Here is a 24,814-nt window from a genome sequence, read left to right on the forward strand (position 1 = left end):
ACATGATCCAGCCTGCCCCCATGATCCTGGCCATCGACACCTGCCTGGGCGCGAGCTCGGTCGCGATCCTGGCCGGTGACCAGATGCTGGCCGCCCGGACCGAGCCCATGACAAGGGGTCATCAGGAACGGATCGGGGTCCTGGCGCGCGAGGTCGCCCTTGAGGCCGGGGTGGCCTTTTCCGACCTGACCCGAATCGGTGTGACCATAGGACCCGGCTCGTTTACCGGCCTGAGGGTGGGTCTGGCCTTTGCCAAGGGTCTGGCCACCGCCCTGTCTATCCCCTGTATCGGCGTGAGTACCCTGGAAGCCCTGGCCCATGGCACTCCCGGCTTCGTCGCCGCCGTGCTCGATGCCCGGATGAGCCAGGTCTATCTGCAGGTCTTCGACGGTCGCATCGCCCTGATGGCGCCTGACGCCCTCGATCTGGGCTCGGCGGCGGCAAGGCTGGCCGAACTGCATGGCGGTCAGGCCGTGACCCTGATCGGCTCGGGCGCGCCCCTATTGGCCGAAACCTTTCCCAGGGCGACGATCCTGACGCCTGCGGCGCCGGATCCGGTCGCCATTGCCCGCCTGGCCGCCGCGCGGCCCGTCCCCCTGCATTCGCCCCGCCCACTCTATCTGCGCGCGCCCTATGCCACCCTTCCGGCTGGCCCGGTCGCGTCATGATCCTTCGTCCCGTGGGCCTTGAGGCCTGTTTCAGTCTGGCGGACCTGCATGACCGCGCCTTCGAGCGGCCCTGGAGTGCCCTGGCCCTTGAAGACCTGCTGAACTCGCCCGGTGTCTTCGCGGTTCTGGGCGAGGCCGGCGATCCGGCTGTCGAGAAGGGCTTCATCCTGTGCCGCTCGATTGCAGGTGAGGCCGAGATCCTGACCATCGCCGTCGACCCTGCCGCGCGCCGCCGGGGCTGGGGCTCCGCCCTGGTGGAGATGGCGGCCGGAATCGCAGCGGAAACCGGCTCAGACGCCCTGTTTCTGGAAGTCGCGGCCGACAATGCCGCTGCCCTGGGGCTCTATGCTTCAGCCGGTTTTGCCAGGGTTGGTCTGCGCCGGGGCTATTATCCCCATCCGGAGGGCGACCGGGACGCAGTTGTCATGCGCCGGGCGCTTAACACATAAGGCTTTGCCGCCTATCTTGCGGCGACTCAGACGGAGGCGCCGCCTTGGATCGACTTGAAAAGCTGTGCATCGATAAGGGCATGCGCATGACCGACCAGCGCCGCGTGATCGCGCGCGTACTGTCGGCGGCCGACGACCATCCGGATGTCGAAGAGCTGCACCGCCGCGCCCACTCGGTCGATCCGCATATTTCCATCGCCACGGTCTACCGGACGGTGCGCCTGTTCGAGGAGAGCGGCATCATCGAGCGTCACGACTTCCGCGACGGTCGCTCGCGTTACGAAGAGACGCCCAGCCACCATCACGACCACCTGATCGACATGAAGACCGGCAAGGTGGTCGAGTTTGTCGATGAGGAGATCGAGGCCCTGCAGACGGCCATCGCCCGCAAGCTCGGCTACAAGCTGATCGACCACCGCCTGGAACTCTACGGGGTTCCGATCGAGGAGTGATCGGCTCGCAAGATGCTCCCCCTCAGGGGGAGCCGTCGCGGAGCGACTGAGGGGGTCATCGCTGCCTCTGCCCAGCTGCCCCCACCGGCCCTCCGGGCCACCTCCCCCAAGAGGGGAGGACCTCAACTGTGTCCCCAGCGATCTTGCGCTGATGCACGCACGCCCCCATAACCTCGCCGCATGAGCGAGACCCCGCAAAAGCGCCTCTATATCAAGACCTACGGCTGTCAGATGAACGTCTATGACAGCGAGCGCATGGCCGATGTCCTGCGACCGCTGGGCTATGGCGTCGTCGATGATCCCGAAGGGGCGGATCTGGTGGTGCTCAACACCTGCCATATCCGCGAAAAGGCCACGGAAAAGGTCTATTCCGAGCTCGGTCAGATCAAGCTGATGAAAGACCGCAAGGCCGAGGGCGGGGGTCGCATGACCATTGCCGTGGCCGGCTGCGTCGCCCAGGCCGAGGGCCAGGAGATCATGACGCGCCAGAAGGCGGTCGATCTGGTGGTCGGGCCCCAGTCCTATCACCAGCTGCCCGAGCTGATCGCCCGCGCCCACCGGGCGACCGGCGAGCGGCTCTCGACCCATTTCGCTGCCGACGAAAAGTTCGACGCCCTGCCGGCCGAGCGCCAGGTCAAGGGTGTCACCGCCTTCCTGACCGTTCAGGAAGGCTGCGACAAGTTCTGCACCTTCTGTGTCGTGCCCTATACGCGCGGCGGCGAATGGTCGCGGCCGGTCAATGACATCGTCGAGGAAGCCCGGCGCCTGGCCGATCAGGGCGTGCGCGAGGTCACCCTGCTGGGTCAGAACGTCAATGCCTATGACGGCGACGGCTCGACCCTGGCCAAGCTGGTCCGCCGGCTGGCCAGGATCGATGGCCTGGACCGGATCCGCTACACCACCAGCCATCCGCGCGACATGGGCGATGACCTGATCGAGGCCCATGGCGAACTGCCGGAGCTGATGCCCTATCTGCACCTGCCGGTGCAGGCCGGCAGCGACAAGATCCTCAAGGCCATGAACCGCGATCACACGGCTGAAAGCTATGTGAAGCTGATCGAGAAGATCCGCGCCGCCCGTCCCGACATCGCCATGAGCGGCGACTTCATCGTCGGCTTCCCCGGCGAGCGCGACGGCGATTTCGAAAAGACTCTCGACCTGGTTCGCGAGGTCGGCTTCGCCTCGGCCTTCTCGTTCAAGTATTCGCGCCGCCCCGGCACGCCGGCCTCGGCCATGACCGGTCAGGTCGACGAGGCGGTGAAGGCCGAGCGCCTGGAGCGCCTGAACCAACTGCTCGACGAACAGCAGAAGGCGTTCAATGCCGGCCAGGTCGGCAAGGTCCTGCCCGTGCTGTTCGAAAAGGCCGGTCGTCACCCCGGCCAGATCGTCGGCCGCAGCCCCTATCTGCAGGCGGTCCATGCCCAGGGCGGCGAACAGCTGATCGGGACGATTGTTCCGGTCCGGATCGAATCCGCCGCCAAGATGAGCCTGGGCGGCGTGCTGGAAACCTCTTCCATTCTGGAGACCGCTTGAGTCGCACCCCCGAGTTCCTGCCGCTGTCGGACGATGCGGTTCATGCCGTCACCGGTCCCCACGGCCGTCACGCCGCCCTGATCGAGGACGCCTTCAGGGTGCTGATCGAGACCCCGGGCGGTGGCGTCACCCTCACCGGCGACGTCAAGGGACGTACCGGAGCCAAGCGGGCTCTGAGCGACCTGGCTCACCGCGCCGATGCGGGCCAGGAGGTGGTCGAGGCCGATGTGCGGATCGCGGTCGGCGAGGCCCAGAGCACGGGCGGTCAGGCCTCCGGACGAACGGTGCGCAAGGGTGCCGTGTCGCCCAAGACCAAGGGTCAGGCCCGCTACATGGAGGCCATGGGCAGCCATCCGCTGTCCTTCGGCCTGGGTCCGGCCGGCACCGGCAAGACCTTCCTGGCCGTGGCCCATGGGGCCGGCATGCTGCTGCGCGGCGAGGTCGATCGCCTGATCGTTACCCGTCCGGCCGTCGAGGCGGGCGAGAAGCTGGGTTTTCTACCCGGTGACCTGAACGAAAAGGTCGATCCCTACATGGCCCCGGTCTGGGAAGCCCTGACCGACATCATGGGCGCTGACCAGCTGCGACGCCGGCGCGAGAAGCTGGAAATCGAGGTTGCCCCGATCGCCTTCATGCGCGGCCGCACCCTGGCCCATGCCTTTGTCATCGTCGACGAGGCCCAGAACTGTTCCCGCCTGCAGATGAAGATGGTCCTGACCCGGCTGGGCGAAGGCTCCCGCATGGTGGTGACCGGCGATCCTACCCAGATCGACCTGCTCAATCCGCGCGACTCCGGCCTGGCCCACGCGGTTTCGATCCTGGAAGGCGTCGAGGGCGTGTCGGTCTCGCGGTTCACGGCCGCCGACGTGGTGCGCCATCCGCTGGTCGAGCGCATCGTCAAGGCCTATGACGCCGACGCCGCCCAAAGCACGCCGCGATAACGAGCCCGCCCCGCTGATGACCATCACTGTTGATATCGAGATCGAAGACGAGGCCTGGATCAGGGCCGAGCCTGAAACCGAAGCCCTGGTCTGGCGTGCCGCCCAGGCGGTGCTGGACGCCCATCAGGACATTGAAGGCCAGGGGATCGTCATCCTGCTGGCCGATGACGACAGCATCCGGGTCCTGAACCGCGACTTTCGCCAGAAGGACCAGGCCACCAATGTGCTGTCCTTTCCCTCGCCGCCCAATCCGGAAGGTCAGATCGGCGACATCGCCCTGGCCTTCGGGGTCTGCCAGCGCGAAGCGATTGAGCAGGGCAAGCCACTGGCGCACCATTTGCAACATCTGGTGGCGCACGGGGTGCTGCATCTCTTAGGATATGATCACCAAGGCGACGAGGAGGCTGAGTCCATGGAGGCCCTGGAACGCGAGATCCTGGCCACCCTGGATGTTCCCGACCCCTATGCCGCAGCAGAGGGACAGTGATCCAAGGCTATGCCCAGCGACGACTCTAGTCACAAGCCCGCCGCTTCCGCGCGAATGAGCCGGGGCGTGCGGGCGTTTTTCCGCAGGATGCGCAAGCGCCTGGCCGTGCCGGCTGAGCCGGTTCGGGCTGCTGATCCTGTGCAGGACAGCGCGGTCGACATCGTCGACCAGGCCGAGGCCTTCAAGACCCTGAAGGTCGCCGACGTCATGACGCCGCGCGCCGACATCGTCTCCGTCGAACTGTCGACCGCCTTTGAAACCCTGATCGGCCAGTTCACCGAGGCCGAGCATTCGCGGATGCCGATCTATCGCGAAACCCTCGACGACCCGGTCGGGGTGGTCCACGTCAAGGATGTGTTCCGGCTGCTGGCCTCGGATGACAAGCGTCCCGGCCCCGCCGATCTGGTCCTGCACAAGGTCCGGCGCGAAGCCCTCTATGTGCCGGCCTCGATGCGGGCCGCTGATCTGCTGCTGCGCATGCGCACCAGTCGCCTGCACCTGGCCCTGGTCATCGACGAGTTCGGCGGCACCGACGGTCTGGTGACCATGGAGGACCTGATCGAGGCGGTGGTCGGCGAGATCGACGACGAACATGACGACGCCACCGTCGCCGGTATCGTCGCGCGGCCCGGCGGCGTGTTCGAGGCCGATGCCCGCGCGCCCCTCGAGGAGCTGGAGGCGGCCCTTGGTCGCGAACTGGCCCCGCCGGACATGGAGGAAGACATCGATACAGTCGCGGGCCTGGTCGTTGCCCTGGCCGGCCGCGTTCCCCAGCGGGGCGAGGTGATCACCCATCCGGACGGATTTGATCTTGAGGTGGTCGAGGCCGATCCGCGCCGGGTGCGTCGGGTTCGGGTACGGCCCGCCGCCGTCCCGGGTGCCCCGACTCCGTCCGCAGACGCTGCCGCCTCGTGAGGTTCAGCCTGGCTCCGCCCTGGCGCGACCGGGGCCTGGCCCTGCTGGCCGGCCTAGCTGCAGCCCTGGCCCATCCGCCCTTCGGCATCCTGCCGGGCTTGCTGGGTTACGCGCTGCTGCATTGGCTGCTGGATGAGATCGAGGGTCCCCGCCCCCTGAGGTCGGCCTTTCTGCGGGGCTGGCTGGCGGGTCTGGCCTATTTCGGGCTCGGCACCTGGTGGATTGGCGAGGCCTTCATGGTCGACGCCGCCAACCAGGGCTGGATGGCCCCCTTCGCCGTGACCGCCATGGCCGGTGGCCTCGCCCTGTTCTGGGGCGTGGCGGCGGTCCTCTATCGGCTGATCCGGCCGCCCGGCGTGCGTCGTATCCTGGTGTTCGCGGGTACCTTTGCAGCCCTGGAATGGGCCCGCGGCCATGTCCTGACCGGCTTTCCCTGGAACCTGCCGGGCGAAACCTGGAAGGCCGGGTCGGCACCCTCCCAGACGGCCGCCCTGGTCGGCGCCTATGGCCTGACCTGGATCACCCTGGCCATTGCCGCCGCCCCCGCCGTCTGGCGCGAGGGCCTGGCCGGACGCAAGGCGATCGCCGCCGCCGGTGCCTTTCTCCTGGCGCTCTATGTCCTGGGCTGGATGCCCGCCTCGCCGGTGGCCCAGGGCAAGCCGCCGACGGTCCGGATCGTCCAGGCCGATATCAAGCAGGAGGCCAAGTGGGACGCCGAGCGGTTCACCCGCATCGTACAGGCCTATGTCACCCTGACGGCCCGGCCCTATGCCGGCAAACCGGCCGACATTGTGGTCTGGCCCGAGGGGGCCTTGCCGGCGGCGATCAATGACTATCTGGCCCCCGGGACCTGGGTGCGCCAGGCGATCGTCGACGCCCTTCAGCCCGGCCAGCTGCTGCTGATCGGCGGCTATCGCTATGACGGCCCGCCGGACCGGCCGGTCTATTACAACAGCCTGATCGCCCTGAAGCGCACCGCGACTGACCTCGAGGTGGTCGGGGTCTATGACAAGCATCGTCTGGTGCCGTTCGGCGAGTATCTGCCGCTCGATGCCCTGTTGACCTCTCTCGGCGTCAAGAGCCTGGCCCATCTGGGCGAGGGCTTTGCGAAGGGTCCGCGACCGGCCCCGCTGCGGGTGTCAAAGGACCTGATCGTTCAGCCCCTGATCTGTTACGAGAGTCTGTTTCCGGGCCTGGCGCGGCCTGATCCCCGGGTGCGGGCCCTGGTCAATGTGTCCAATGACGCCTGGTTCGGCATGACCTCGGGGCCGCTGCAGCATCTCAACCTGGCCAGCTACAGGGCCATCGAAGCGGGGGTTCCGATCATCCGGGCGACGCCGACCGGTGTCTCAGCCCTGATCGACGCCAGGGGCAGGATCGTGCCCGGCGCCCGCCTGGACCTGGGGGCCAGCGGCGTCATCGATGGTGTTTTGCCCAATTTGGGAAGCCCTACGCCCTATGGCCGGATCGGCAATCTGGCCTTCTGGGCCCTGGTTTTCCTGTCGATTTTTGCAAGTTTTCGCAATCGCAGGGCTTAAGGGCTTTTATTTATTACGAATTCGTTAGACATAGGATGAATAAAAACCGCAATTTCAGCTATCAAGCGTAGGTATGAGCGTCCCTTCCGACCAAGACCGCCACCCCAATCCGATCGACCTGCATGTCGGTGCCCGCATTCGAATGCGCCGCAAGATATTGGGCGTCAGCCAGGAACGGCTGGCCGAGGATCTGGGCCTGACCTTCCAGCAGGTCCAGAAGTATGAGCGCGGGGCTAACCGGGTCAGCGCCAGCAAGCTGTACGAAATTGCCCGCAGCCTGCAGTCGTCGGTGGCCTATTTCTTCGAAGGCCTTGCCGACCCCACCGATGCTACCGGTGTCTCTGAAACCGGCTCGGAACAGTTCGTCCACGATTTCCTGATGACGCCCGAGGGTCTGGAACTGGCTGGTCTGTTTCCGAAGATCAGCCGGCCCAAGGTGCGCCGCCGGATCCTCGACCTGGTCCGCTCCATGGCCGAAGAGACCGCGCCGGACAGCGACGACTAGTCGGAACAGGTCGCGACACACGGCGCGGCTTGCAGACATAAACATATCTTTATATGCTGCTCGGCCAGTGGGGTGGACCTGTCGTCCACTCTCGCCAATGTCATGGCCGGAGCTGTCCCTTGAGCCGTTCGTCCTATATCTTCACCAGCGAGAGCGTCTCCGAAGGTCACCCTGACAAGGTCGCCGACCGGATCAGCGACACTGTCGTCGACGCCTTTCTGAGCGCCGACTCTGAAGCCCGCGTCGCCTGCGAAACCCTGGTCACCACCAACCGCATCGTGCTGGCCGGTGAAGTCCGGGCCGGCAAGCCTGACGGCGACAAGGCCGCCAACAAGCAGCTGACCAAGGACATCCTCAAGTCGCTGGAGCCCAAGGTCCGGGCCGCGATCAAGGATATCGGCTACGAGCAGAAGGGCTTCCACTGGGAGAAGGCCAAGTTCTCGAACTTCCTGCACGGTCAGTCGGCCCATATCGCCCAGGGCGTGGATGCCAGCGACAAGAAGGACGAGGGTGCCGGCGACCAGGGCATCATGTTCGGCTATGCCAGCACCGAGACCCCGGAGCTGATGCCGGCCACCCTGCAGTACAGCCACAACATCCTCAGCCATCTGGCCAAGCTGCGCCACAGCGGCGAGCTGCATGAGCTGGAGCCCGACGCCAAGAGCCAGGTGACCCTGGAATATGACGGCAACGGCAAGCCGGTCCGCGTCGTCTCGATCGTGGTGTCGCACCAGCACAAGAAGAAGATCGCCGGCAAGGCCGCGACCTCCAAGCGCGTGCTCGACCTGATCCGCCCGCACATCCTGCCGATCTTCCCTGAAGGCCTGATCACCAAGAAGACCCAGTGGCTGGTCAATCCGACCGGGCGCTTCGAGATCGGCGGTCCGGACGGCGACGCCGGCGTCACCGGCCGCAAGATCATCGTCGACACCTATGGTGGCGCGGCTCCGCACGGCGGCGGCGCCTTCTCGGGCAAGGATCCGACCAAGGTCGACCGCTCGGCCGCCTATGCCTGCCGCTACCTGGCCAAGAACGTCGTGGCCGCCGGCCTGGCCGACCGCTGCACCATCCAGATCGCCTATGCGATCGGTGTGGCCCAGCCGGTGTCGTTCCACGTCGACCTGCACGGCACGGGCAAGGTCGACCCGGCCGTGCTGGAAAAGGTCCTGCCCGAGCTGATCGGCGGCGCCACCCCGCGGTCGATCCGCCAGCACCTGCAGCTGAACAAGCCGATCTATGCCCGCACCGCCGCCTATGGCCACTTCGGCCGCACCCCCGACAATGAGGGCGGCTTCTCCTGGGAGAAGACCGATCTGATCGACGAGTTGAAGGGCCTAGCCTAGGCCCTGGCCCCGCCGGGATTATGGAGACGGGCCCCGATCCCTGATCGGGGCCCGTCTTCTTTTGGCCCCTGGTGCCCTTTGAGGCCCGGCTTCGCCACTGGCCTCCAACCGGGATGACGGCTAAGACGCCGCCCCATGACCAATGCCCCCATCCCCCACGGCCCGCTGCGCTCGTTCGGCCGCCTCAAGTCGCGGCCGGTGAAGCCGCGCCAGCAGGCCTTGCTCGACACCCTGCTGCCGGAAATCTCGATCCCGACCGCTGCCTTCGAGCCCCGCGACCTGGCACCCGAGACCACCGAGACGTGGCTGGAGATCGGTTTCGGCGGCGGCGAGCACATGGCCGCCCAGGCCGGCCGTCATCCGCACGCCCTGATCCTCGGGGCCGAGCCCTTCGTCAACGGCGTGGCCAGCGCGGTCCGTCATGTCGAGGAGCAGGCACTCGGCAATGTCCGCATCCACGAGGGCGACGCCCGCGACGTGCTCGGCTGGCTGCCCGATGCCTGCCTGACCCGGGTGTTCATCATGTTCCCCGATCCCTGGCACAAGGCCCGCCACAACAAGCGCCGGCTGATCCAGCCGGCGGTGGTCACCGAACTGGCGCGTGTTCTGAAGCCGGCCGGCCGCCTGCGTTTCGCTACCGACTGGGCCGACTATGCCGAATGGACCATCGAACGGGTCTTGGCCGATCCGGCCTTCCGCTTCGAAAGCGAGACCGCTGATCGCAATGCGCCACCGGTCGACCACGTGACCACGCGCTATGAGGAAAAGAAGCTGGGCGACTGCGCGCCGGTGTTCCTGGATTTCGTCAGGGCCTGACGGCGGGCCGGCGCGTCCAGGTCTGGAGGAGGGGGACGGTCGCACAGGCCGCCCCGCCGTCGCGCGCACGGCCGGCCACACGGGCCTCCAGCACGTCTCCGGCCTCGGCCGCCGCCAGAGCCAGGTCGTCGGCCAGGTCGTTCAGATAGATCTTGGCCCGCCGGCCCGAGCCGGGTGCCGCAGTGCAACTGGCCTGGGCTCCCGAGGCGACATAGACAAAGCGGCCACGACTATCGGCGCGCAGGAATGGTCCGCCGGGGCGGAGGCCGCCCTCGACGGGCGTCAGGGTGATGGGAACCTCGAACCTGAGGTCGCTGCCGTCGGAGAGGACGACGTCGACGGGCGCGCCCGCCTTGCCCTGCAGGGCGAAAACCACGCCCGGGGGCGGATCGGCCAGGATGATCCGCAAGACAAGATCGATCCTGGCCATGGCGCGAGCCTAGTAGTTGTCGTCGTGGCGCTTGATCGCCGCGCGGATGATGTCGGCGGTTTCTTCCAGATCGGCCCAGCCGGTGATCTTGGTCGACTTGCCCTTTTCCAGATCCTTGTAGTGCTGGAAGAAGTGGGCGATCTGCTCGGTGAGGATCACCGGCAGGTCACGCCAGCTGTTCACGCCCGTATAGAAGGGGTGCAGCTTGTCGACCGGCACGGCCAGGATCTTTTCGTCCGAACCCGCCTCATCGACCATCATCAGGGTGCCGATCGGACGGCAACGGATGATCGCGCCCGGCACCACCGGGGTCGGACCCACGACCATGATGTCGGCGGGATCGCCGTCATCGGCCAAGGTGTGGGGGATGAAGCCGTAATTGGCCGGATAGAACATCGCCGTATGCAGGAAGCGGTCGACCATCAGGGCGCCGCTGGCCTTGTCGATCTCGTACTTCACCGGCTCGCCGCCCTGCGGGATCTCGATGACAGCGTTGAGGTCGTAGGGCGGGTTGACGCCCGTGGCGATCTTGGAAAGGTCCATTGTGACTCTTCTTTGGGGAGAGGCCCGCGGGGAGGCGGTCCTGCGCGGGGCGCTTATAGGCCACAAGTGCTGCACCGCGAAAGAGGCCGTCGCCAGAGGCCGGTTCGGAGGTCATCCGCAGGGGCTTCCAACCGCCGGATGATCGCGCTATACAGATCCCACATCGTCCGTCAGCGCTGAGTGCGCTTTCGAGCGGCGGCCCGAAAGGCTGCCGCTTTTTCTTTGGCTGTTTGGCGCCCGCGCCTCGCGGCCCTGTTGTGAGTTGAGAAAACCGTTGCGCGGCAAGACGCAGGAAGACCGTGATCTGATCGATATGCTCGATCCCGTCGCCGAAACCGTCGGGTACGAGATCGTCCGCCTGCGCCTGATGGGCGGGGCCGAGACGCGTCGGTTGCAGATCATGGCCGAACGTCCGATGCAGGCTGACGGCTCGGGCGGCGACATGAATGTCGAGGACTGCGCCAGGTTGTCGCGCGCCGTGTCGGAAATTCTCGACGCCGCCGATCCGATCAGCGGCGAATACACCCTCGAGGTCTCCAGCCCCGGCGTCGATCGCCCGCTGACGCGACTGAAGGATTTTGACGACTATGCCGGGCTGGAGGTCCGCATCGAGCTGGACCGCGTCGCCGAGGGCCGCAAGCGCTTCAAGGGCGAGCTGGCCGGCGTCGAGGACGGCCAGGTGGGCCTGAACATCGAGGGCGAGGACGACACCACCGTCTATTTCCCGTTCGAATGGCTGGTCGACGCCAAGCTGGTGCTGACCGACGCCCTGATGAAGCGCGGCGCCGAACAGCGTGCTGCCCGCGTTGCGGCGGATGGCGGCGACGCCGACCAAGACGATCTCGGCGATGACGCCGAGGACGAAGATTTTGACCTGTCCGAAAGTGAAGAGGACTGACCATGGCCATCGGCATTTCCGCCAACCGGCTCGAGTTGCTGCAGATCGCTGATGCGGTCGCGCGCGAAAAAGGCATCGAGAAGGAAGTCGTCATCGAGGCGATCGAGGACGCCCTGCAAAAGGCGGCCCGGACCCGTTACGGCGCCGAGCACGACATCCGGGTGAAGATCGATCCGCGTACCGGCGAAACCAGCCAGAAGCGCATCATCACCGTCGTTGCCGACGATGCCGAGATCGAGGGTGAGATCGGCCAGGTCCAGCTGTCGATCGCCAAGCGCACCTGGCGCGACGCCGAAATCGGCAAGGTCTATGAAGAAGACCTGCCGCCGTTCGAGATCGGCCGCGTCCAGACCCAGATGGCCCGCCAGGTCGTCATGCACAAGGTCCGCGAAGCCGAGCGCGAGCGTCAGTACGACGAGTACAAGGATCGCGCCGGCGAGATCGTCAACGGCAGCGTCAAGCGCGTCGAATACGGCAATGTCATCGTCGATCTGGGCCGCGGCGAGGGCATCATGCGCCGCGACCAGTCGATCCCGCGCGAGAACTTCAACGTCGGCGACCGCATCCGCGCCTATATCTACGACGTCCGTCGCGAGACCAAGGGCCCGCAGATCATGCTGTCGCGCGCCCACGGCGGCTTCATGGCCAAGCTGTTCGCCCAGGAAGTGCCGGAAGTCTATGACGGCGTCATCGAGATCCGCGCCGTGGCCCGTGATCCGGGTTCGCGCGCCAAGATGGCCGTGATCTCCAATGACGGCTCGATCGACCCCGTCGGCGCCTGCGTCGGTATGCGTGGTTCGCGCGTTCAGGCCGTGGTGGCCGAGCTGCAGGGCGAAAAGATCGACATCATCCAGTGGTCCGAGGACGAGGCGACCTTCATCGTCAACGCCCTGGCCCCGGCCGAAGTCTCCAAGGTCGTCATGGACGAGGAAGACGAGCGCGTTGAGGTCGTGGTGCCTGACGAGCAGTTGTCCCTGGCCATCGGCCGCCGTGGCCAGAACGTCCGCCTGGCCAGCCAGCTGACCGGCTGGCAGATCGACATCATGACGGAAAGCCAGGAGAGCGAGCGCCGTCAGAAGCAGTTCACCGAGACCACGGCCCTGTTCCAGGAAGCCCTGGACGTCGACGAGGTCATCGCCCAGCTGCTGGTCACCGAAGGCTTCGCGGCGGTCGAAGACGTCGCCTATGTCGAGGCCCACGAAATCGCGGCCATCGAAGGCTTCGATGACGAGACGGCCGATGAGCTGCAGACCCGGGCTCGCGAATTCCTGGAAAAGGAAGCCGCCGCCCTGGACGCCAAGCGCGTCGAATACGGCGTCGAGGATGCCGTCCTCGAGATCGAGGGTGTCACCCTGGCCATGGCCGTGGCCCTGGGCGAAGGCGATGTGAAGACCGTCGAGGATCTCGCCGGCCTGGTGCCGGACGACATGCGCGGCTGGTTCGAGAGCAAGAACGGCGAGCGCGTGCGCGAGCCGGGCATTCTGGAAAGCTTCAACCTGTCGCCGGAAGACGCCGAGGCGCTGATCATGCGTGCCCGGATCGTGATGGGCTGGGTCGAGGCTCCGCCGGAACCGGAATACGAAGAGCCCGTCTATGACGAGGGCGAGGCCGTCGAGGCCGAAGCCGAAGGTGAAGACGCCCCCGCCGCCGTCGAAGAGACGCAGGAAGGCTAAGTCAGATGTCCCGACCTTTCCGGCCTCGCCGGGAGGGTCGGGCCCTTTGCGAGACGCATGACCGAACAGGCCGCCCCCAGGACCCACGCTGAAGCCTCCCGCCTGCGCAAGGACGTTGTCCTGGGCGAGGCGACGGACGAGGCGCGGCTGATCCGCTTCGTCGAGGGGCCGGGCGGCATCGTGGTGCCTGACCTGGCGCGCAAGCTGCCGGGCCGGGGAATCTGGGTCGGGGCCGACCGCGACTCCGTGACGCTGGCGGCCAAGAAGGGCCTGTTTTCGCGCTCGGCCAAGACCCGATTGACGGCACCGGCCGATCTGGCTGACCAGGTCGAGGCCCTGCTGGCCAAGCGGGTTCTGGACGGGCTTGGCCTTGCACGCCGGGCCGGGAACATTATTTCAGGCTTCGAAAAGGTCGTCGCCGCGCTGAATTCCGGCAAGACGGCCTGGCTGATCGAGGCGTCTGACGGTGCTGACGATGGCCGCCGGAAGATGCTGACCGCCGTCTACAAGGCGCCGAACACGCCGCGAATTCTCGGCATGTTCACATCCGACGAATTGGGTTTGGCCTTGGGTGGCGAGAATGTGATACACACGGCGCTTCTTGCCGGGCGCGGCACTGATCGCTGGACTTTAGACGTCGAGCGGTTATCAGGCTTCCGCCCGTTCCATCCTCCGACCTGGTCGGAGCGTTGGCGCGAGGAACCCTAGGGTCTTTCGATTGAACCGGCAGAGTCGGTCTGATCGCAAGGTTCTAGGCGAATTGAGATGGAACCCAGTCCTTCCGGACTGGGCCCATGAGTGAAGGGTCGGGAAACGCGCTTCCATCTTGGAGGTACGTCCGGGCCCCTTTCTCACATGGAACACACGGTTTTTGGCCAGACCTGGTCTGGCGGAAGTACAAGCGAGCGCATGAGCGACGAGAACGATAACGGTCGGCCCGGCACCCCAGGTGGGCGCGCGCCCATCACACTGAAGCCCCGCCAGGGCTCGGTGAGCGCCGGCGTGGTGAAGCAAAGCTTCAGCCACGGCCGTACCAAGACGGTGGTGGTTGAAACCAAGCGGACCCGTCCGCATGCCGCGCCGGCCGGTAACCTGGCTGCGCCGTCCTCGGCTGAGCGCCGCCACACCAACGAACCGCGCCCGTCCCAGTCTTCCGGCGGCGGCGGTGGTTCGGCCGGCGGTCTCTCGCAGGACGAGATGCGCGCCCGTCAACGCGCCATTGAAGCGGCCCGCGAGAGCCAGGACCGTCAGGCATCGCAACGCGCTGCTGATGAGGCCCGGGCTCGCGCCGCCGAGGCGGCTGCCCGCGAGGCGGCTGCCAAGGCCGCTGCTGCGGCCAAGGCGGCTGCTGAACCGGCTCCGGCTCCGACGCCCGCCCCGGCGGCGGCTCCGGTCGCGGCTGCGCCCGTTGCTCCGGCCGCCCCGGCCCCGGCCCCGGTCGCAGCTGCGCCGGCACCTGTCGCGCCCACCCCGGCTCCGACCCCTGCTCCGGCTGCCCCGGTCGCGCCACGCGCCGAAGCCCCGCGTGCGGCGGCTCCGAGCCAGACCCGCACCTATGAGCCGAGCCGCGATCGTCGTGATGATCGCTCCTCGACCACGACCTATCGTCCGCCCGCCGGCGAGCGCCCTCCGCAGGGCGACCGTCCGCAAGGCGACCGTCCGTTCAACCAGCGCGCGCCGCGCCAGGACGGACCCTACAACCAGCGCGCCCCGCGCCCTGACGCCGCCCCCCGGGGTCCGCGTCCGGAAGGCGGTTTCCGCAACGATCGCCCGCAGGGTGACCGGCCCCAGGGCGACCGCCCGCAAGGCGATCGTCCGCAGGGTGACCGTCCGACCCAGACCGTGCGCTATTCGGCCCTGGCCCCGCGTCCGGCGCCTGGTGCCCGTCCGGGTCCCGGCGGCCCGCCGCGCGGTCCGCGCCCCGGCGTTCCGGCCGCTGCCCCGGCCACGCCAGAAGTCCAGCGCGCCATGCGCTCGGCTCCGCGTCCCGGTGGTGAAGTCAGCCGCCGGCCCGATGACGAGGACGATCGCCGCAAGGCCGCCGCCCCCGGCAAGGCCGTGTCGCGCGCCAAGGGCGCTCCGGTGCGCCGCGAAGGCCGCCTGACGATTCAGACCGTGGCCGGCGACGGAGACTCCGCCGACCGCATGCGTTCGCTGGCCTCGGTTCGCCGGGCTCGCGAGCGTGAAAAGGAAAAGCGCCGCGGCGGTCCCGCTGAGGTCGTCAAGGTCAGCCGCGAAGTCGTCATTCCCGACGTCATCACCGTGCAGGAACTGTCCAACCGGATGGCCGTGCGCGGCGTCGAGATCATCAAGTTCCTGATGCGTCAGGGCGTGATGCTGAAGATCAATGACGTCATCGACAACGACACCGCCGAACTGGTGGCGACCGAATTTGGTCACACCGTCCGTCGCGTGTCGGAAGCCGACGTCGAAGAAGGCTTCATCGGCGCCGAGGACATCGACGATCACCTGGAGTCGCGGCCCCCCGTGGTCACGGTCATGGGTCACGTCGACCACGGCAAGACCAGCCTGCTGGACGCGCTGCGCAAGGCCGATGTGGCCAGCGGCGAACATGGCGGCATCACCCAGCACATCGGCGCCTACCAGGTTCGCCTGGAAAACGGCGAGAAGGTCACCTTCCTCGACACCCCCGGCCACGCCGCCTTCTCGCAGATGCGGGCGCGCGGTGCCAATATCACCGACCTGGTGATCCTGGTGGTGGCCGGCGATGACGGCGTCATGCCGCAGACCATCGAGGCGATCAAACACGCCCGCGCCGCGGAAGTGCCGATCATCGTGGCCGTCAACAAGATGGACAAGCCGGGCTCGGATCCGACCCGCGTGGTCAACGAGCTGCTGCAGCACGAGATCGTGGTCGAAAGCCTGGGTGGCGACACCCAGATCGTCGAGGTTTCGGCCAAGACCGGCCAGGGCCTGGACGAGCTGATCGAACGCATCCTGCTGCAGGCCGAGGTTCTCGACCTGAAGGCCAATCCCGACCGCACCGCCGACGGCGTGGTGATCGAGGCCAAGCTCGACAAGGGTCGCGGCGCGGTCTCCACCGTGCTGGTCAATCGCGGCACGCTGAAGCGCGGCGACATCGTCGTGGCCGGCAGCCAGTTCGGCCGGGTTCGCGCCCTGCTCAACGAGCGCAACGAGCAACTGACCGAAGCCGGTCCCGCCACCCCGGTCGAGATCCTCGGCCTGGACGGCGTGCCTTCGCCCGGCGACACCTTCGCCGTGGTCGAGAACGAGGCCCGTGCGCGCGAGCTGACCGAATACCGCATCCGCCAGAAGCGCGAGAAATCGATGCATCCGGTCGGCGCGGGTGCCACCAGCATGGCCGACATGATGGCCAAGCTGCAGGACAAGAAGTTCCGCGAACTGCCGCTGGTCATCAAGGCCGACGTGCAGGGCTCGGCCGAAGCGATCATCGGGTCGCTGGAAGCCATGTCGACCGACGAGGTCCGCGCGCGGATCATCCTGTCGGGCGCCGGTGCGATCAGCGAAAGCGACGTCATGCTGGCCAAGGGCGCCGGCGCGCCACTCATCGGCTTCAACGTCCGGGCCTCGGCCCAGGCGCGGGCGCTGGCCGAGCGCGAAGGCGTCGAGATCCGCTACTATGCGATCATCTATGACCTGCTGGACGACATCAAAGGCGTGCTCTCGGGCATGCTGGCCCCGATCCAGCGCGAAACCTTCCTGGGCAATGCCGAAGTGCTGCAAGCCTTCGACATCTCCAAGGTCGGCAAGGTCGCCGGTTGCCGCGTCACCGAAGGTGTCGTGCGCAAGGGTGCCAAGGTGCGGATCATCCGTCAGGACATCGTGGTGCTGGAACTGGGTACCCTGCAGACGCTCAAGCGCTTCAAGGACGAGGTCAACGAGGTCCCTTCCGGCCAGGAGTGCGGCATGATGTTCGCCGGCTTCCAGGACATCAAGGTCGGCGACACCATCGAGTGCTTCACCGTCGAGGAGATCAAGCGCCAGCTCGACTAGGGCCGGTCTTGAGACTCGGAAAAATCGGAAGGGCGCGGATCGCAAGGTCCGCGCCTTTTTCGTTTGGGCGCATCGGACTGGAATTCGCCCAATTCCGGCGTTACGCCTTCCGCATGCGTATCAAAGCCCTCCTCGCCCTGACCGTTGCCACCCTGTCGCTGAGCGCCTGTGCCACAGCCGACCGCTATGACGCGGCCGGCGATGTCCATGCCCTGCTAACGGCGATCCGCGACCGCGACCGCGCGGCTTTCGACGCCCGGGTTGATCGTCAGGCCCTGAAATATGCTCTCGAGGCCCGGCTGCTGGAGGAGGCCCGCAAGCGCAAGCCCGACAACAGCCTGATGGCCTTGGCCGCCGCCCTGGCCGGACCGGTCGCCGACCTGGCCGGCGAGGCCCTGATCCGTCCCGAGACCTTCCGCGCCGCCGCCAACTATTACGGCTACACCCCGGACAAGCCCCTGCCGGGCCGTGTCGCCATAGCGGCCGCCCTGCGCCCGGCCGGTGACGGCCGGGTCTGTGCCGCCAAGAAGGACGGCCCGTGCCTGCTGACCTTCACCCGCGAGGGCTCGGTCTGGCGGCTGAGCGGCTTTGATCCGGAAGCGGCGAACCTGCACTTCAAGCGGTAGAATCTTGGCTTCTCAAAATCCCGCTCTCCCCGGCGAAGGCCGGGGCCCAGATTCATCCGGAGCGTTTGGGGATGTCGCGCCAACGGCCCGGCCCGGGACCGCATGCGCTCGCGGGTTCGATCTGGGCCCCGGCCTTCGCCGGGGAGAGCGGGTGTTGGGTGCGGCTGTCGCGATACTTCTGACCGCCCTGGCCACGACCGCCCATGCCGAAAAGCGGATGTTCTCCTATGACCCGATCTCGGCCGACGCCAGGCGCCTGACCGGTGCGGGCCTGACCGTGCTGTTCGACCAGGGGCTGATGGGCGGTGCCAGGCCGATCAAGGTGCTGGCGACGGGCGTGCCGGCCCAGGCCCTGTTGATCAAGGGCAAGGATCGTGACCTGGGGCCCATGGGCCTGGCGGGTCTCGAGGGCGTTGACGCCGATGCCGCCCTTTATGAGGTCGATCCCGGGGCCGAGCAGGGCAAGATCTATGTCCGCGCCTTCTGTCCGCGGGCGACGCGCCTGTGGCTGAGCTTCAGCCGCATCGCCGTGCGCCGCGACCTGCGCATCCAGGCCTTTGGGGATGATCCCAAGGCCCCGGGCACGGTCCGGGTCTGCGGCACCCTGGACTTTTCCTGGCGCGGCGAGTGGAAACTGCCCGACAGCCATCGTCCGGATCCGATGGAAGACTGGACCGACAATCTGAACGGCGCGCGCTGAGGCTTGCCGGTCGGCCGTTCGCCAGCCAAGCTCCCCCTCAACAAAACGGGGGCGGGAACACCATGACCAGCGCGCTGGACGGCTTTACACGGTTCGAGTTCGATGACGGGCGCTGGACCCGTGAGGTCTACCGGATCGGCTCCGGCCCGGCGGTGATCGTCATCCATGAAATGCCCGGTCTGCATCCCGGCGTCCTGGCCTTCGCCCGCGACGTGGCCGCCGCCGGCATGACGGTCTTCTGTCCCAGCCTGTTCGGCAAACCGGCCAAGACCGCCAGTCTGGGCTATGCCCTGGGCGAGATCGCCAAGACCCTGTGCGTGCGCCGCGAGTTCAATGCCTGGGCCACCGATCGTTCCAGTCCGATCGTCGACTGGCTGCGCGCCCTGGCCCGTCAGGCCCACAAGGAGTGTGGCGGCAAGGGCGTCGGGGCGGTCGGCATGTGCTTCACCGGCGGTTTTGCCCTGGCGATGATGACCGAGCCGTCAGTGGTGGCCCCGGTGATGTCGCAGCCCTCGCTGCCGTTCGGCAAGAAGGGCGCGGGGTCGATCGGCTGCTCGGCCGCCGAGATCAGCTGCGCCCGCACCCGGTTCGAGACCGAGGACCTGTCCCTGATGGCCCTGAGGTTCACCTCCGACAAGCTGGTGCCCGACGCCCGGTTCGAGACCCTGAAGCGCGAGTTCGGCGACCGCGTCGATCTGGTCGAGCTCTCCGATGCCGATGCGGCCAAGGGCGTGCCGATGGCTCCGCACTCGGTCCTGACCCTGCATCTCGACCGCGCCGATCCGCTGGGCCCGTCCATGCAGACGCGGGACAAGGTGATCGCCTTCTTCAGGGCGCGGACGGGGGCCTAGGTCCGTTCCCTTCTATTCCGCTCTCCCCGGCCTTCGCCGGGGAGAGCGGGTGTTTGTGGATGTGCGTTTTGCTCAGGTCACCCCCGCACTGGACTTATCCCCCCCACAAGCCTAGAGACCGCGCCTTGCATTTTTCCCCGCGCTCCGGTGTTCGATCCGCCGGCCGGGCCTCAAGGATATCCGCGCCATGAAGCGCCATAGTGACAAGTCTCCCAAGGCGGCCCCTGCCGGCCCCTCGCAACGCCAGCTTCGGGCCGGCGAGCTGATCCGCCACGCCCTGGTCGACATCCTGCGCCATGAGGACCTGCAGGACCCGGCCCTGGCCAATATCTCGGTCACCATCACCGAGGTGCGGATGTCCCCGGACCTGCGCCACGCCATCTGCTTCGTCGAGCCCCTGGGTGCCGGCATCGCGCCGAAGATCGACCGCGAGGCCTCGTCGCCGTCGCGGATCGTGGTCGAGCTGGGCAGTCCCGAGGTCGTGGTCGCCGGCCTCAACCGTGTCGCCAAGTTCCTGCGCGGACGCCTGGGCAAGACCATCGACATGAAGTTCACCCCGGACCTGAAGTTCCTCCACGACGAGAGCTTCAACTCGGCCGCCTATATGGACCGGCTGTTCGACAATCCGGTGGTCCAGCAGGACCTGCGCCGCCTGTCCGATGTGGTCGACCAGGACGAAGACTGAGCATGGCACGCCGCAAGAAGGGCGATCCCGTCTCGGGCTGGCTGTGCCTGGACAAGCCCTATGACCTGTCCTCGACCAGCGCCGTGTCGCGCGTGCGCCGGGCCTTCAATGCCCAGAAGGGTGGCCATGCCGGCACCCTGGACCCCCTGGCCACCGGCATCCTGCCGATCGCCCTGGGTGAGGCGACCAAGACGGTGCCGTTCCTGGTCGATGCCGACAAGGCCTATCGCTTCACCATCCAGTGGGGCCGCAATACCACCACCCTCGACCGCGAGGGCGAGACGACCGGCACCAGCGATGTGCGCCCGACCCGCGAGCAGGTCGAGGCCGAGCTTGCCGCCTTCATCGGCGAGGTCGACCAGATCCCGCCCAACTATTCGGCCATCAAGGTCGATGGCGAGCGGGCCTATGACCTGGCCCGCGACGGGGTCGAGTTCGAGCTGGCGACGCGCAAGGTGACGATCCACGCGCTGCGCGTGCTCGACGCTCCCGATGCCGATCACATCGTGCTGGAGATGGAATGCGGCAAGGGCACCTATGTCCGCGCCGTCGCCCGCGACCTGGCCGCCGCCCTCGGCACCTGCGGCCATGTCGACCAGCTGCGCCGGACCCGCGTGGGCCGGTTCAGCGAGGACACGGCGATATCGCTGGAAACTCTCGAGAATTTGAGCTATGAGGCCCGCCTGTCGGAGGCATTGCTTCCGGTCGAGACCGCGCTGGACGACATCCCGGCGCTGGCCGTGACCGATGAAGACGCCTTCCGGCTTGCGCAGGGACGCGCCATTGTTCTGCTCCCAAGGCAGGTTGAAACACTGAAAGCCGAGCTCACGCCCGGCGATCGAACCGTTTCCGCCATGGTGGGAGAGAGACTGGTGGCCCTGTGCGAGATGCGCGCCGGACGGCTCAATCCGGTGCGGGTCTTTCAACTCACCTGAGCGGAGACAACCCGATGTCGATCACTGCCGAGCGCAAGACCGCTCTTATCGCCGAACACGCCCGCACCGAGGGTGACACCGGCAGCGCCGAAGTCCAGGTCGCGATCCTCTCCGAGCGCATCGCCAACCTGACCGAGCACTTCAAGACCCACAAGAAGGACAACCACAGCCGTCGTGGTCTGTTGATGATGGTTTCCCAGCGTCGCAGCCTCCTCGACCACCTGAAGAAGTCCGACCTGGGCCGTTACACGGCTCTGATCGAAAAGCTGGGTCTGCGCCGCTAGTTCTGGCGCAGTCGGCCGCCCTGCTCCGGCAGGGCGGCCGAACGCACTTTTGGGCCTCCGTTTCGAGACAGGCTGAAACGAAGGTCGCTGCGGATCCGCCTCATGTGGCTCCGAACACTTAGGCCGGAGATCACGATCCCCGGACGCCTGTCGCACTGGATGAGGAATACTCGGGACCGCCATTCGGCCGCCCGCCCCTGTCCGTCCGGAAGGAAATGGGTCCTCCGGAACCGAAAGAAGCAAAAATGTTCGAAATCATGCGCAAGACGATCGAGTGGGGCGGCAAGACGCTGGTCCTCGAAACCGGTCGCATCGCCCGTCAGGCTGACGGCGCCGTTCTGGCCACCATGGGCGAAACCGTCGTCCTGGCCACTGCCGTGTTCGCCAAGAAAGCCAAGCCCGGCCAGGACTTCTTCCCCCTGACCGTCAACTACATCGAGAAGACCTATGCCGCGGGCAAGATCCCGGGCGGCTTCTTCAAGCGCGAAGGTCGTCCGTCGGAAAAGGAAACCCTGGTTTCCCGCCTGATCGACCGTCCGATCCGCCCCCTGTTCGTCAAGGGCTTCAAGAACGAAGTCCAGGTCGTCTGCACCGTGCTGCAGCATGACCTCGAGAACGATCCCGACATCGTTGCCATGGTCGCCGCCTCGGCCGCCCTGGTGATCTCCGGCGCCCCGTTCATGGGCCCGATCGGCGCGGCCCGCGTCGGTTATGTCGGTGGCGAATACATCCTGAACCCGACGCTCGACGAGCTGAAGGACAGCAAGATGGACCTGGTCGTGGCCGGCACCGCCGACGCCGTGATGATGGTCGAATCCGAAATCCAGGAACTCTCGGAAGAGGTCGTCCTGGGCGGCGTCAGCTTCGCCCACAAGTCGATGCAGGCCGTGATTGACGGCATCATTGAACTGGCCGAACACGCCGCCAAGGAACCCTTCGACTTCCAGCCGGAAGACACCGACGCCCTGAAGGCCGAAGTGAAGAAGGCCGTCGGCGCCGACCTGGCCTCCGCCTACACCATCCGCGCCAAGGGCGACCGCGTTGCCGCCCTGTCGGCCGCCAAGTCCAAGGCCGTCGACACCTTCGCCAAGAGCGACACCAACCCGGCCGGCATCGATCCGCTGAAGCTGATCTCGGTGTTCAAGGAACTGGAAGCCGACATCGTCCGTCGCTCCATCCTCGACACCGGCATCCGCATCGACGGCCGTACCGTCGACAAGGTGCGTCCGATCCTCGGTGAAGTCGGCATCCTGCCGCGCACCCACGGCTCGGCCCTGTTCACCCGCGGCGAAACCCAGGCGATCGTGGTCGCCACCCTGGGCACCGGCGACGACGAACAGTTCATCGACGCCCTGGAAGGCACCTACAAGGAATCCTTCCTGCTGCACTACAACTTCCCTCCCTTCTCGGTCGGTGAGACCGGTCGGATGGGCAGCCCCGGCCGCCGCGAAATCGGCCACGGCAAGCTGGCCTGGCGCGCCCTGCGCCCGATGCTGCCGGCCAAGGAAGACTTCCCCTACACCATCCGCCTGGTCTCCGAGATCACCGAGTCGAACGGCTCGTCCTCGATGGCCACGGTCTGCGGCGCCTCGCTGGCCATGATGGACGCGGGCGTTCCGCTGATCCGTCCGGTCTCGGGCATCGCCATGGGCCTGATCCTCGAAAAGGACGGCTTCGCCGTTCTGTCCGACATCCTCGGCGACGAAGATCACCTGGGCGACATGGACTTCAAGGTGGCCGGCACCAGCGAGGGTCTCACCTCGCTGCAGATGGACATCAAGATCGCCGGCATCACCGAAGAGATCATGAAGCAGGCGCTGGCCCAGGCTAAGGGCGGTCGCGAGCACATCCTCGGCGAGATGAACAAGGCGATGGATGCGCCGCGCGAAGAAGTCGGCGACTACGCGCCGAAGATCGAAACCATCACCATCCCGACCGACAAGATCCGGGAAGTGATCGGCACCGGCGGCAAGGTGATCCGCGAGATCGTCGCCACCACCGGCGCCAAGGTCGACATCAACGACGAAGGCACGGTCAAGGTTTCGGCCTCGGACGGCGCCAAGATCAAGGCCGCCATCGACTGGATCAAGTCGATCACCCAGGAAGCTGAAGTCGGCGCGATCTATGACGGCAAGGTCGTCAAGGTCGTCGATTTCGGCGCCTTCGTGAACTTCTTCGGCGCCAAGGACGGCCTCGTCCATGTCAGCCAGATCAGCAACGAACGCGTCGCCAAGCCGTCGGACGTGCTGAAGGAAGGCCAGATCGTCAAGGTCAAGCTTCTCGGCTTCGACGATCGCGGCAAGACCAAGCTGTCGATGAAGGTTGTCGACCAGGAAACGGGCGAAGACCTGTCCAAGAAGGAAGCGGCGGCCGAAGAGGCTTAAGCCTTTTCAGCCCGGTTTTTCCGGACGGAATGCAGCGGGCGGCTCCGAAAGGGGCCGCCCGTTTTGCGTTTGGGAGGTGGGTTGGGGCTGGCAATTCGAGGTGGCCTGACGTTCAGTTGTAACTCCGACCAGGGCGCGGCTAGATGCTGCAATGAGCACTGACACAGATGATTGGGCCATGGTGACGCGAGCCGTTGCCGAGATCATCGCTGAACGCCCTGATGAGTATTTGCCCACGGTTAGGCAGAATCTCGAGGATCTGTTGCTGCACATTCGGCGCACGAACCGCCCTGCACCGTCCGTCTCTCCTGGATACTGGCCGACTTTCTGCCTTGAGTGGGACGTGGTGGAATCCAGCAACCTCCTGATCGAGGTCTTCGAGGACCGCTATGAGGTCTATCGGTTCTTCGATGGAAAGACAGACATCTGGTATGAGCCGCACGCCCATGGTGATCGGCTTTCTGTCGCTTTCGAGGCTGAGCTACCAAGGGCCGCCTAAACGTCGCCCGCAGACCTCCAGGGTCGGTGCGATCCTTACATCTCTTGGAGGCTGCAGCGTGCCGAGGCGTACAGGTCTGTCAAGGACGGCCCTGCGGGCCGCCGCTCCGCGGCGACGCGAGAGCGTCGTCCTTGAGAGACCTGTACGCCTCGGCGATCGTCTCGCCGTGAGATGTAAGGATGGCTCCGCCCGAGGGGGGCGAAGGGCGCACCTGCTGAATAGGCAAGTAAATGTGCAGCCATTCCTCACAGCCGTCATTCCCGCCCTTGTGGCGGGAACCCCTGTTTCAGCTGACACGTGAGACGCCAGCGAAGTGCGCGCGCACTTCGCCCCTCCCGCACCTGCGGCGGACAGAGGGGTTCCCGCCACAAGGGCGGGAATGACGGTGGAGATTAGGGGGCCTCTATCCTCGTTCCCGTATGGGGATACGCGACCCTCGCCCCCAGCCACTTCAACGCCCTGGCCTCGCCACCCACCGTCACGATGCAAAATCGACGCAGCCCCCCGCAAAACGCCCCCATACTTCTCCTCGCCCCATCGCAGGGGAGGGCGTCCAGCTGGCGACCGACACGCGCGGTGGGGGCGGTTGTACGGGTTCAAGAGGGCAGGGGACGTAAACCTGTCCATCGGGGGAAGGCCAAAGCCCCCGCCCGTCCGAAGGTT

General features: G+C 66.6%; 25 protein-coding genes and 1 pseudogene. 23 read left to right on the forward strand and 3 right to left on the reverse strand.

The window, feature by feature from the left end; genetic code table 11:
- Nucleotides 1-20 precede the first annotated feature (20 nt).
- The 11 genes from tsaB (at nt 21) to trmB (ending at nt 9,647) form a co-directional block, all read left to right on the forward strand.
- Nucleotides 21-668 carry a tRNA (adenosine(37)-N6)-threonylcarbamoyltransferase complex dimerization subunit type 1 TsaB gene (gene tsaB, locus AQ619_RS00095; RefSeq protein ID WP_062151060.1) on the forward strand — a complete coding sequence of 216 codons (648 nt, stop codon included), beginning with the start codon at nt 21-23 and terminating at the stop codon, nt 666-668.
- Complete coding sequence (locus tag AQ619_RS00100) at nt 665-1,117, forward strand: GNAT family N-acetyltransferase (RefSeq protein WP_062142534.1); 453 nt, start codon at nt 665-667, stop codon at nt 1,115-1,117. Before tsaB ends, AQ619_RS00100 begins: the two co-directional genes overlap by 4 nt.
- 44 nt (nt 1,118-1,161) lie before the next feature.
- Entirely contained in the window at nt 1,162-1,569 is a 408-nt protein-coding gene (locus AQ619_RS00105; RefSeq protein WP_062142537.1) for a Fur family transcriptional regulator, read from the forward strand.
- 180 nt (nt 1,570-1,749) lie between these two features.
- Nucleotides 1,750-3,102: a tRNA (N6-isopentenyl adenosine(37)-C2)-methylthiotransferase MiaB gene (gene miaB, locus AQ619_RS00110; RefSeq protein WP_062142540.1), complete on the forward strand. Its 1,353-nt coding sequence runs from the start codon at nt 1,750-1,752 to the stop codon at nt 3,100-3,102.
- Nucleotides 3,099-4,043 (forward strand): PhoH family protein, encoded by a 945-nt coding sequence (locus AQ619_RS00115; RefSeq protein WP_062142543.1) that lies wholly within the window; start codon nt 3,099-3,101, stop codon nt 4,041-4,043. Before miaB ends, AQ619_RS00115 begins: the two co-directional genes overlap by 4 nt.
- A 34-nt stretch (nt 4,044-4,077) precedes the next feature.
- A complete protein-coding gene (ybeY, locus tag AQ619_RS00120; RefSeq protein WP_166504304.1) occupies nt 4,078-4,530 on the forward strand; it encodes an rRNA maturation RNase YbeY in 453 nt (150 codons plus the stop codon).
- A 9-nt stretch (nt 4,531-4,539) separates the two neighbouring features.
- The gene (locus tag AQ619_RS00125) at nt 4,540-5,445 is read left to right on the forward strand and encodes a hemolysin family protein (protein ID WP_062142551.1); all 906 of its coding nucleotides are present in this window, start codon (nt 4,540-4,542) and stop codon (nt 5,443-5,445) included.
- Nucleotides 5,442-6,983, forward strand: a complete 1,542-nt coding sequence (gene lnt, locus AQ619_RS00130; RefSeq protein WP_062142554.1) for an apolipoprotein N-acyltransferase — start codon at nt 5,442-5,444, stop codon at nt 6,981-6,983. Before AQ619_RS00125 ends, lnt begins: the two co-directional genes overlap by 4 nt.
- 73 nt (nt 6,984-7,056) lie before the next feature.
- Entirely contained in the window at nt 7,057-7,488 is a 432-nt protein-coding gene (locus AQ619_RS00135) for a helix-turn-helix domain-containing protein (RefSeq protein WP_062142557.1), read from the forward strand.
- 119 nt (nt 7,489-7,607) lie between these two features.
- Nucleotides 7,608-8,831 carry a methionine adenosyltransferase gene (gene metK / locus AQ619_RS00140; protein WP_062142560.1) on the forward strand — a complete coding sequence of 408 codons (1,224 nt, stop codon included), beginning with the start codon at nt 7,608-7,610 and terminating at the stop codon, nt 8,829-8,831.
- Nucleotides 8,832-8,966: 135 nt separating this feature from the next.
- Complete coding sequence (gene trmB, locus AQ619_RS00145; RefSeq protein ID WP_062142562.1) at nt 8,967-9,647, forward strand: tRNA (guanosine(46)-N7)-methyltransferase TrmB; 681 nt, start codon at nt 8,967-8,969, stop codon at nt 9,645-9,647.
- Here trmB and AQ619_RS00150 read toward each other — a convergent pair.
- The gene (locus AQ619_RS00150) at nt 9,637-10,077 is read right to left on the reverse strand and encodes a DUF5990 family protein (RefSeq protein WP_062142565.1); all 441 of its coding nucleotides are present in this window, start codon (nt 10,075-10,077) and stop codon (nt 9,637-9,639) included. The genes trmB and AQ619_RS00150 overlap by 11 nt on opposite strands.
- Nucleotides 10,078-10,086: 9 nt before the next feature.
- Nucleotides 10,087-10,620, reverse strand: coding sequence for an inorganic diphosphatase (gene ppa, locus AQ619_RS00155; RefSeq protein ID WP_062142568.1), 534 nt, complete (start codon nt 10,618-10,620; stop codon nt 10,087-10,089).
- A 274-nt stretch (nt 10,621-10,894) separates the two neighbouring features.
- Between ppa and rimP the strand changes: the two genes are divergently transcribed.
- The 12 genes from rimP (at nt 10,895) to AQ619_RS00215 (ending at nt 24,151) form a co-directional block, all read left to right on the forward strand.
- On the forward strand, nt 10,895-11,518 hold the full coding sequence (rimP, locus tag AQ619_RS00160) for a ribosome maturation factor RimP (RefSeq protein ID WP_062142571.1): 624 nt from the start codon (nt 10,895-10,897) through the stop codon (nt 11,516-11,518).
- Nucleotides 11,519-11,520: 2 nt separating this feature from the next.
- Nucleotides 11,521-13,191, forward strand: coding sequence for a transcription termination factor NusA (gene nusA / locus AQ619_RS00165; RefSeq protein ID WP_062142574.1), 1,671 nt, complete (start codon nt 11,521-11,523; stop codon nt 13,189-13,191).
- A 57-nt stretch (nt 13,192-13,248) separates the two neighbouring features.
- Nucleotides 13,249-13,899 (forward strand): RNA-binding protein, encoded by a 651-nt coding sequence (locus AQ619_RS00170; RefSeq protein WP_062142577.1) that lies wholly within the window; start codon nt 13,249-13,251, stop codon nt 13,897-13,899.
- A 201-nt stretch (nt 13,900-14,100) separates the two neighbouring features.
- Nucleotides 14,101-17,187 (forward strand): translation initiation factor IF-2, encoded by a 3,087-nt coding sequence (gene infB / locus AQ619_RS00175; protein ID WP_062142580.1) that lies wholly within the window; start codon nt 14,101-14,103, stop codon nt 17,185-17,187.
- 113 nt (nt 17,188-17,300) lie between these two features.
- Nucleotides 17,301-17,813 carry a DUF2939 domain-containing protein gene (locus tag AQ619_RS00180; RefSeq protein WP_062142583.1) on the forward strand — a complete coding sequence of 171 codons (513 nt, stop codon included), beginning with the start codon at nt 17,301-17,303 and terminating at the stop codon, nt 17,811-17,813.
- Between the two features lie 217 nt (nt 17,814-18,030).
- Nucleotides 18,031-18,513 (forward strand): hypothetical protein, encoded by a 483-nt coding sequence (locus tag AQ619_RS00185; protein WP_236849580.1) that lies wholly within the window; start codon nt 18,031-18,033, stop codon nt 18,511-18,513.
- 62 nt (nt 18,514-18,575) lie between these two features.
- The gene (locus AQ619_RS00190; RefSeq protein WP_062142588.1) at nt 18,576-19,364 is read left to right on the forward strand and encodes a dienelactone hydrolase family protein; all 789 of its coding nucleotides are present in this window, start codon (nt 18,576-18,578) and stop codon (nt 19,362-19,364) included.
- Between the two features lie 187 nt (nt 19,365-19,551).
- On the forward strand, nt 19,552-20,049 hold the full coding sequence (rbfA, locus tag AQ619_RS00195) for a 30S ribosome-binding factor RbfA (protein WP_062142591.1): 498 nt from the start codon (nt 19,552-19,554) through the stop codon (nt 20,047-20,049).
- Between the two features lie 2 nt (nt 20,050-20,051).
- On the forward strand, nt 20,052-20,984 hold the full coding sequence (truB, locus tag AQ619_RS00200; protein ID WP_062142594.1) for a tRNA pseudouridine(55) synthase TruB: 933 nt from the start codon (nt 20,052-20,054) through the stop codon (nt 20,982-20,984).
- Nucleotides 20,985-20,998: 14 nt separating this feature from the next.
- Complete coding sequence (rpsO, locus tag AQ619_RS00205) at nt 20,999-21,268, forward strand: 30S ribosomal protein S15 (RefSeq protein WP_007667263.1); 270 nt, start codon at nt 20,999-21,001, stop codon at nt 21,266-21,268.
- Between the two features lie 245 nt (nt 21,269-21,513).
- On the forward strand, nt 21,514-23,652 hold the full coding sequence (pnp, locus tag AQ619_RS00210; protein WP_062142598.1) for a polyribonucleotide nucleotidyltransferase: 2,139 nt from the start codon (nt 21,514-21,516) through the stop codon (nt 23,650-23,652).
- A 151-nt stretch (nt 23,653-23,803) separates the two neighbouring features.
- Complete coding sequence (locus AQ619_RS00215; RefSeq protein WP_062142601.1) at nt 23,804-24,151, forward strand: hypothetical protein; 348 nt, start codon at nt 23,804-23,806, stop codon at nt 24,149-24,151.
- 251 nt (nt 24,152-24,402) lie between these two features.
- On the opposite strand, the pseudogene AQ619_RS19500 reads toward AQ619_RS00215, so the two are convergent.
- Nucleotides 24,403-24,537: pseudogene (locus tag AQ619_RS19500) on the reverse strand (hypothetical protein); the annotation flags it as partial.
- Between the last annotated feature and the right edge of the window lie 277 nt (nt 24,538-24,814).

The sequence above is a fragment of the Caulobacter henricii genome, from assembly GCF_001414055.1.
Taxonomy (GTDB): domain Bacteria; phylum Pseudomonadota; class Alphaproteobacteria; order Caulobacterales; family Caulobacteraceae; genus Caulobacter; species Caulobacter henricii.

Coding starts and splice junctions, on each gene's coding strand:
- tsaB (WP_062151060.1), top strand. CDS start 21: ATGATCCTGGCCATCGACACCTGCCTGGGCGCGAGCTCGGTCGCGATC.
- AQ619_RS00100 (WP_062142534.1), top strand. CDS start 665: ATGATCCTTCGTCCCGTGGGCCTTGAGGCCTGTTTCAGTCTGGCGGAC.
- miaB (WP_062142540.1), top strand. CDS start 1,750: ATGAGCGAGACCCCGCAAAAGCGCCTCTATATCAAGACCTACGGCTGT.
- AQ619_RS00125 (WP_062142551.1), top strand. CDS start 4,540: ATGCCCAGCGACGACTCTAGTCACAAGCCCGCCGCTTCCGCGCGAATG.
- AQ619_RS00135 (WP_062142557.1), top strand. CDS start 7,057: ATGAGCGTCCCTTCCGACCAAGACCGCCACCCCAATCCGATCGACCTG.
- trmB (WP_062142562.1), top strand. CDS start 8,967: ATGACCAATGCCCCCATCCCCCACGGCCCGCTGCGCTCGTTCGGCCGC.
- AQ619_RS00150 (WP_062142565.1), bottom strand. CDS start 10,077: ATGGCCAGGATCGATCTTGTCTTGCGGATCATCCTGGCCGATCCGCCC.
- ppa (WP_062142568.1), bottom strand. CDS start 10,620: ATGGACCTTTCCAAGATCGCCACGGGCGTCAACCCGCCCTACGACCTC.
- nusA (WP_062142574.1), top strand. CDS start 11,521: ATGGCCATCGGCATTTCCGCCAACCGGCTCGAGTTGCTGCAGATCGCT.
- AQ619_RS00170 (WP_062142577.1), top strand. CDS start 13,249: ATGACCGAACAGGCCGCCCCCAGGACCCACGCTGAAGCCTCCCGCCTG.
- infB (WP_062142580.1), top strand. CDS start 14,101: ATGAGCGACGAGAACGATAACGGTCGGCCCGGCACCCCAGGTGGGCGC.
- AQ619_RS00180 (WP_062142583.1), top strand. CDS start 17,301: ATGCGTATCAAAGCCCTCCTCGCCCTGACCGTTGCCACCCTGTCGCTG.
- AQ619_RS00185 (WP_236849580.1), top strand. CDS start 18,031: ATGTTCTCCTATGACCCGATCTCGGCCGACGCCAGGCGCCTGACCGGT.
- AQ619_RS00190 (WP_062142588.1), top strand. CDS start 18,576: ATGACCAGCGCGCTGGACGGCTTTACACGGTTCGAGTTCGATGACGGG.
- rbfA (WP_062142591.1), top strand. CDS start 19,552: ATGAAGCGCCATAGTGACAAGTCTCCCAAGGCGGCCCCTGCCGGCCCC.
- truB (WP_062142594.1), top strand. CDS start 20,052: ATGGCACGCCGCAAGAAGGGCGATCCCGTCTCGGGCTGGCTGTGCCTG.
- rpsO (WP_007667263.1), top strand. CDS start 20,999: ATGTCGATCACTGCCGAGCGCAAGACCGCTCTTATCGCCGAACACGCC.
- pnp (WP_062142598.1), top strand. CDS start 21,514: ATGTTCGAAATCATGCGCAAGACGATCGAGTGGGGCGGCAAGACGCTG.
- AQ619_RS00215 (WP_062142601.1), top strand. CDS start 23,804: ATGAGCACTGACACAGATGATTGGGCCATGGTGACGCGAGCCGTTGCC.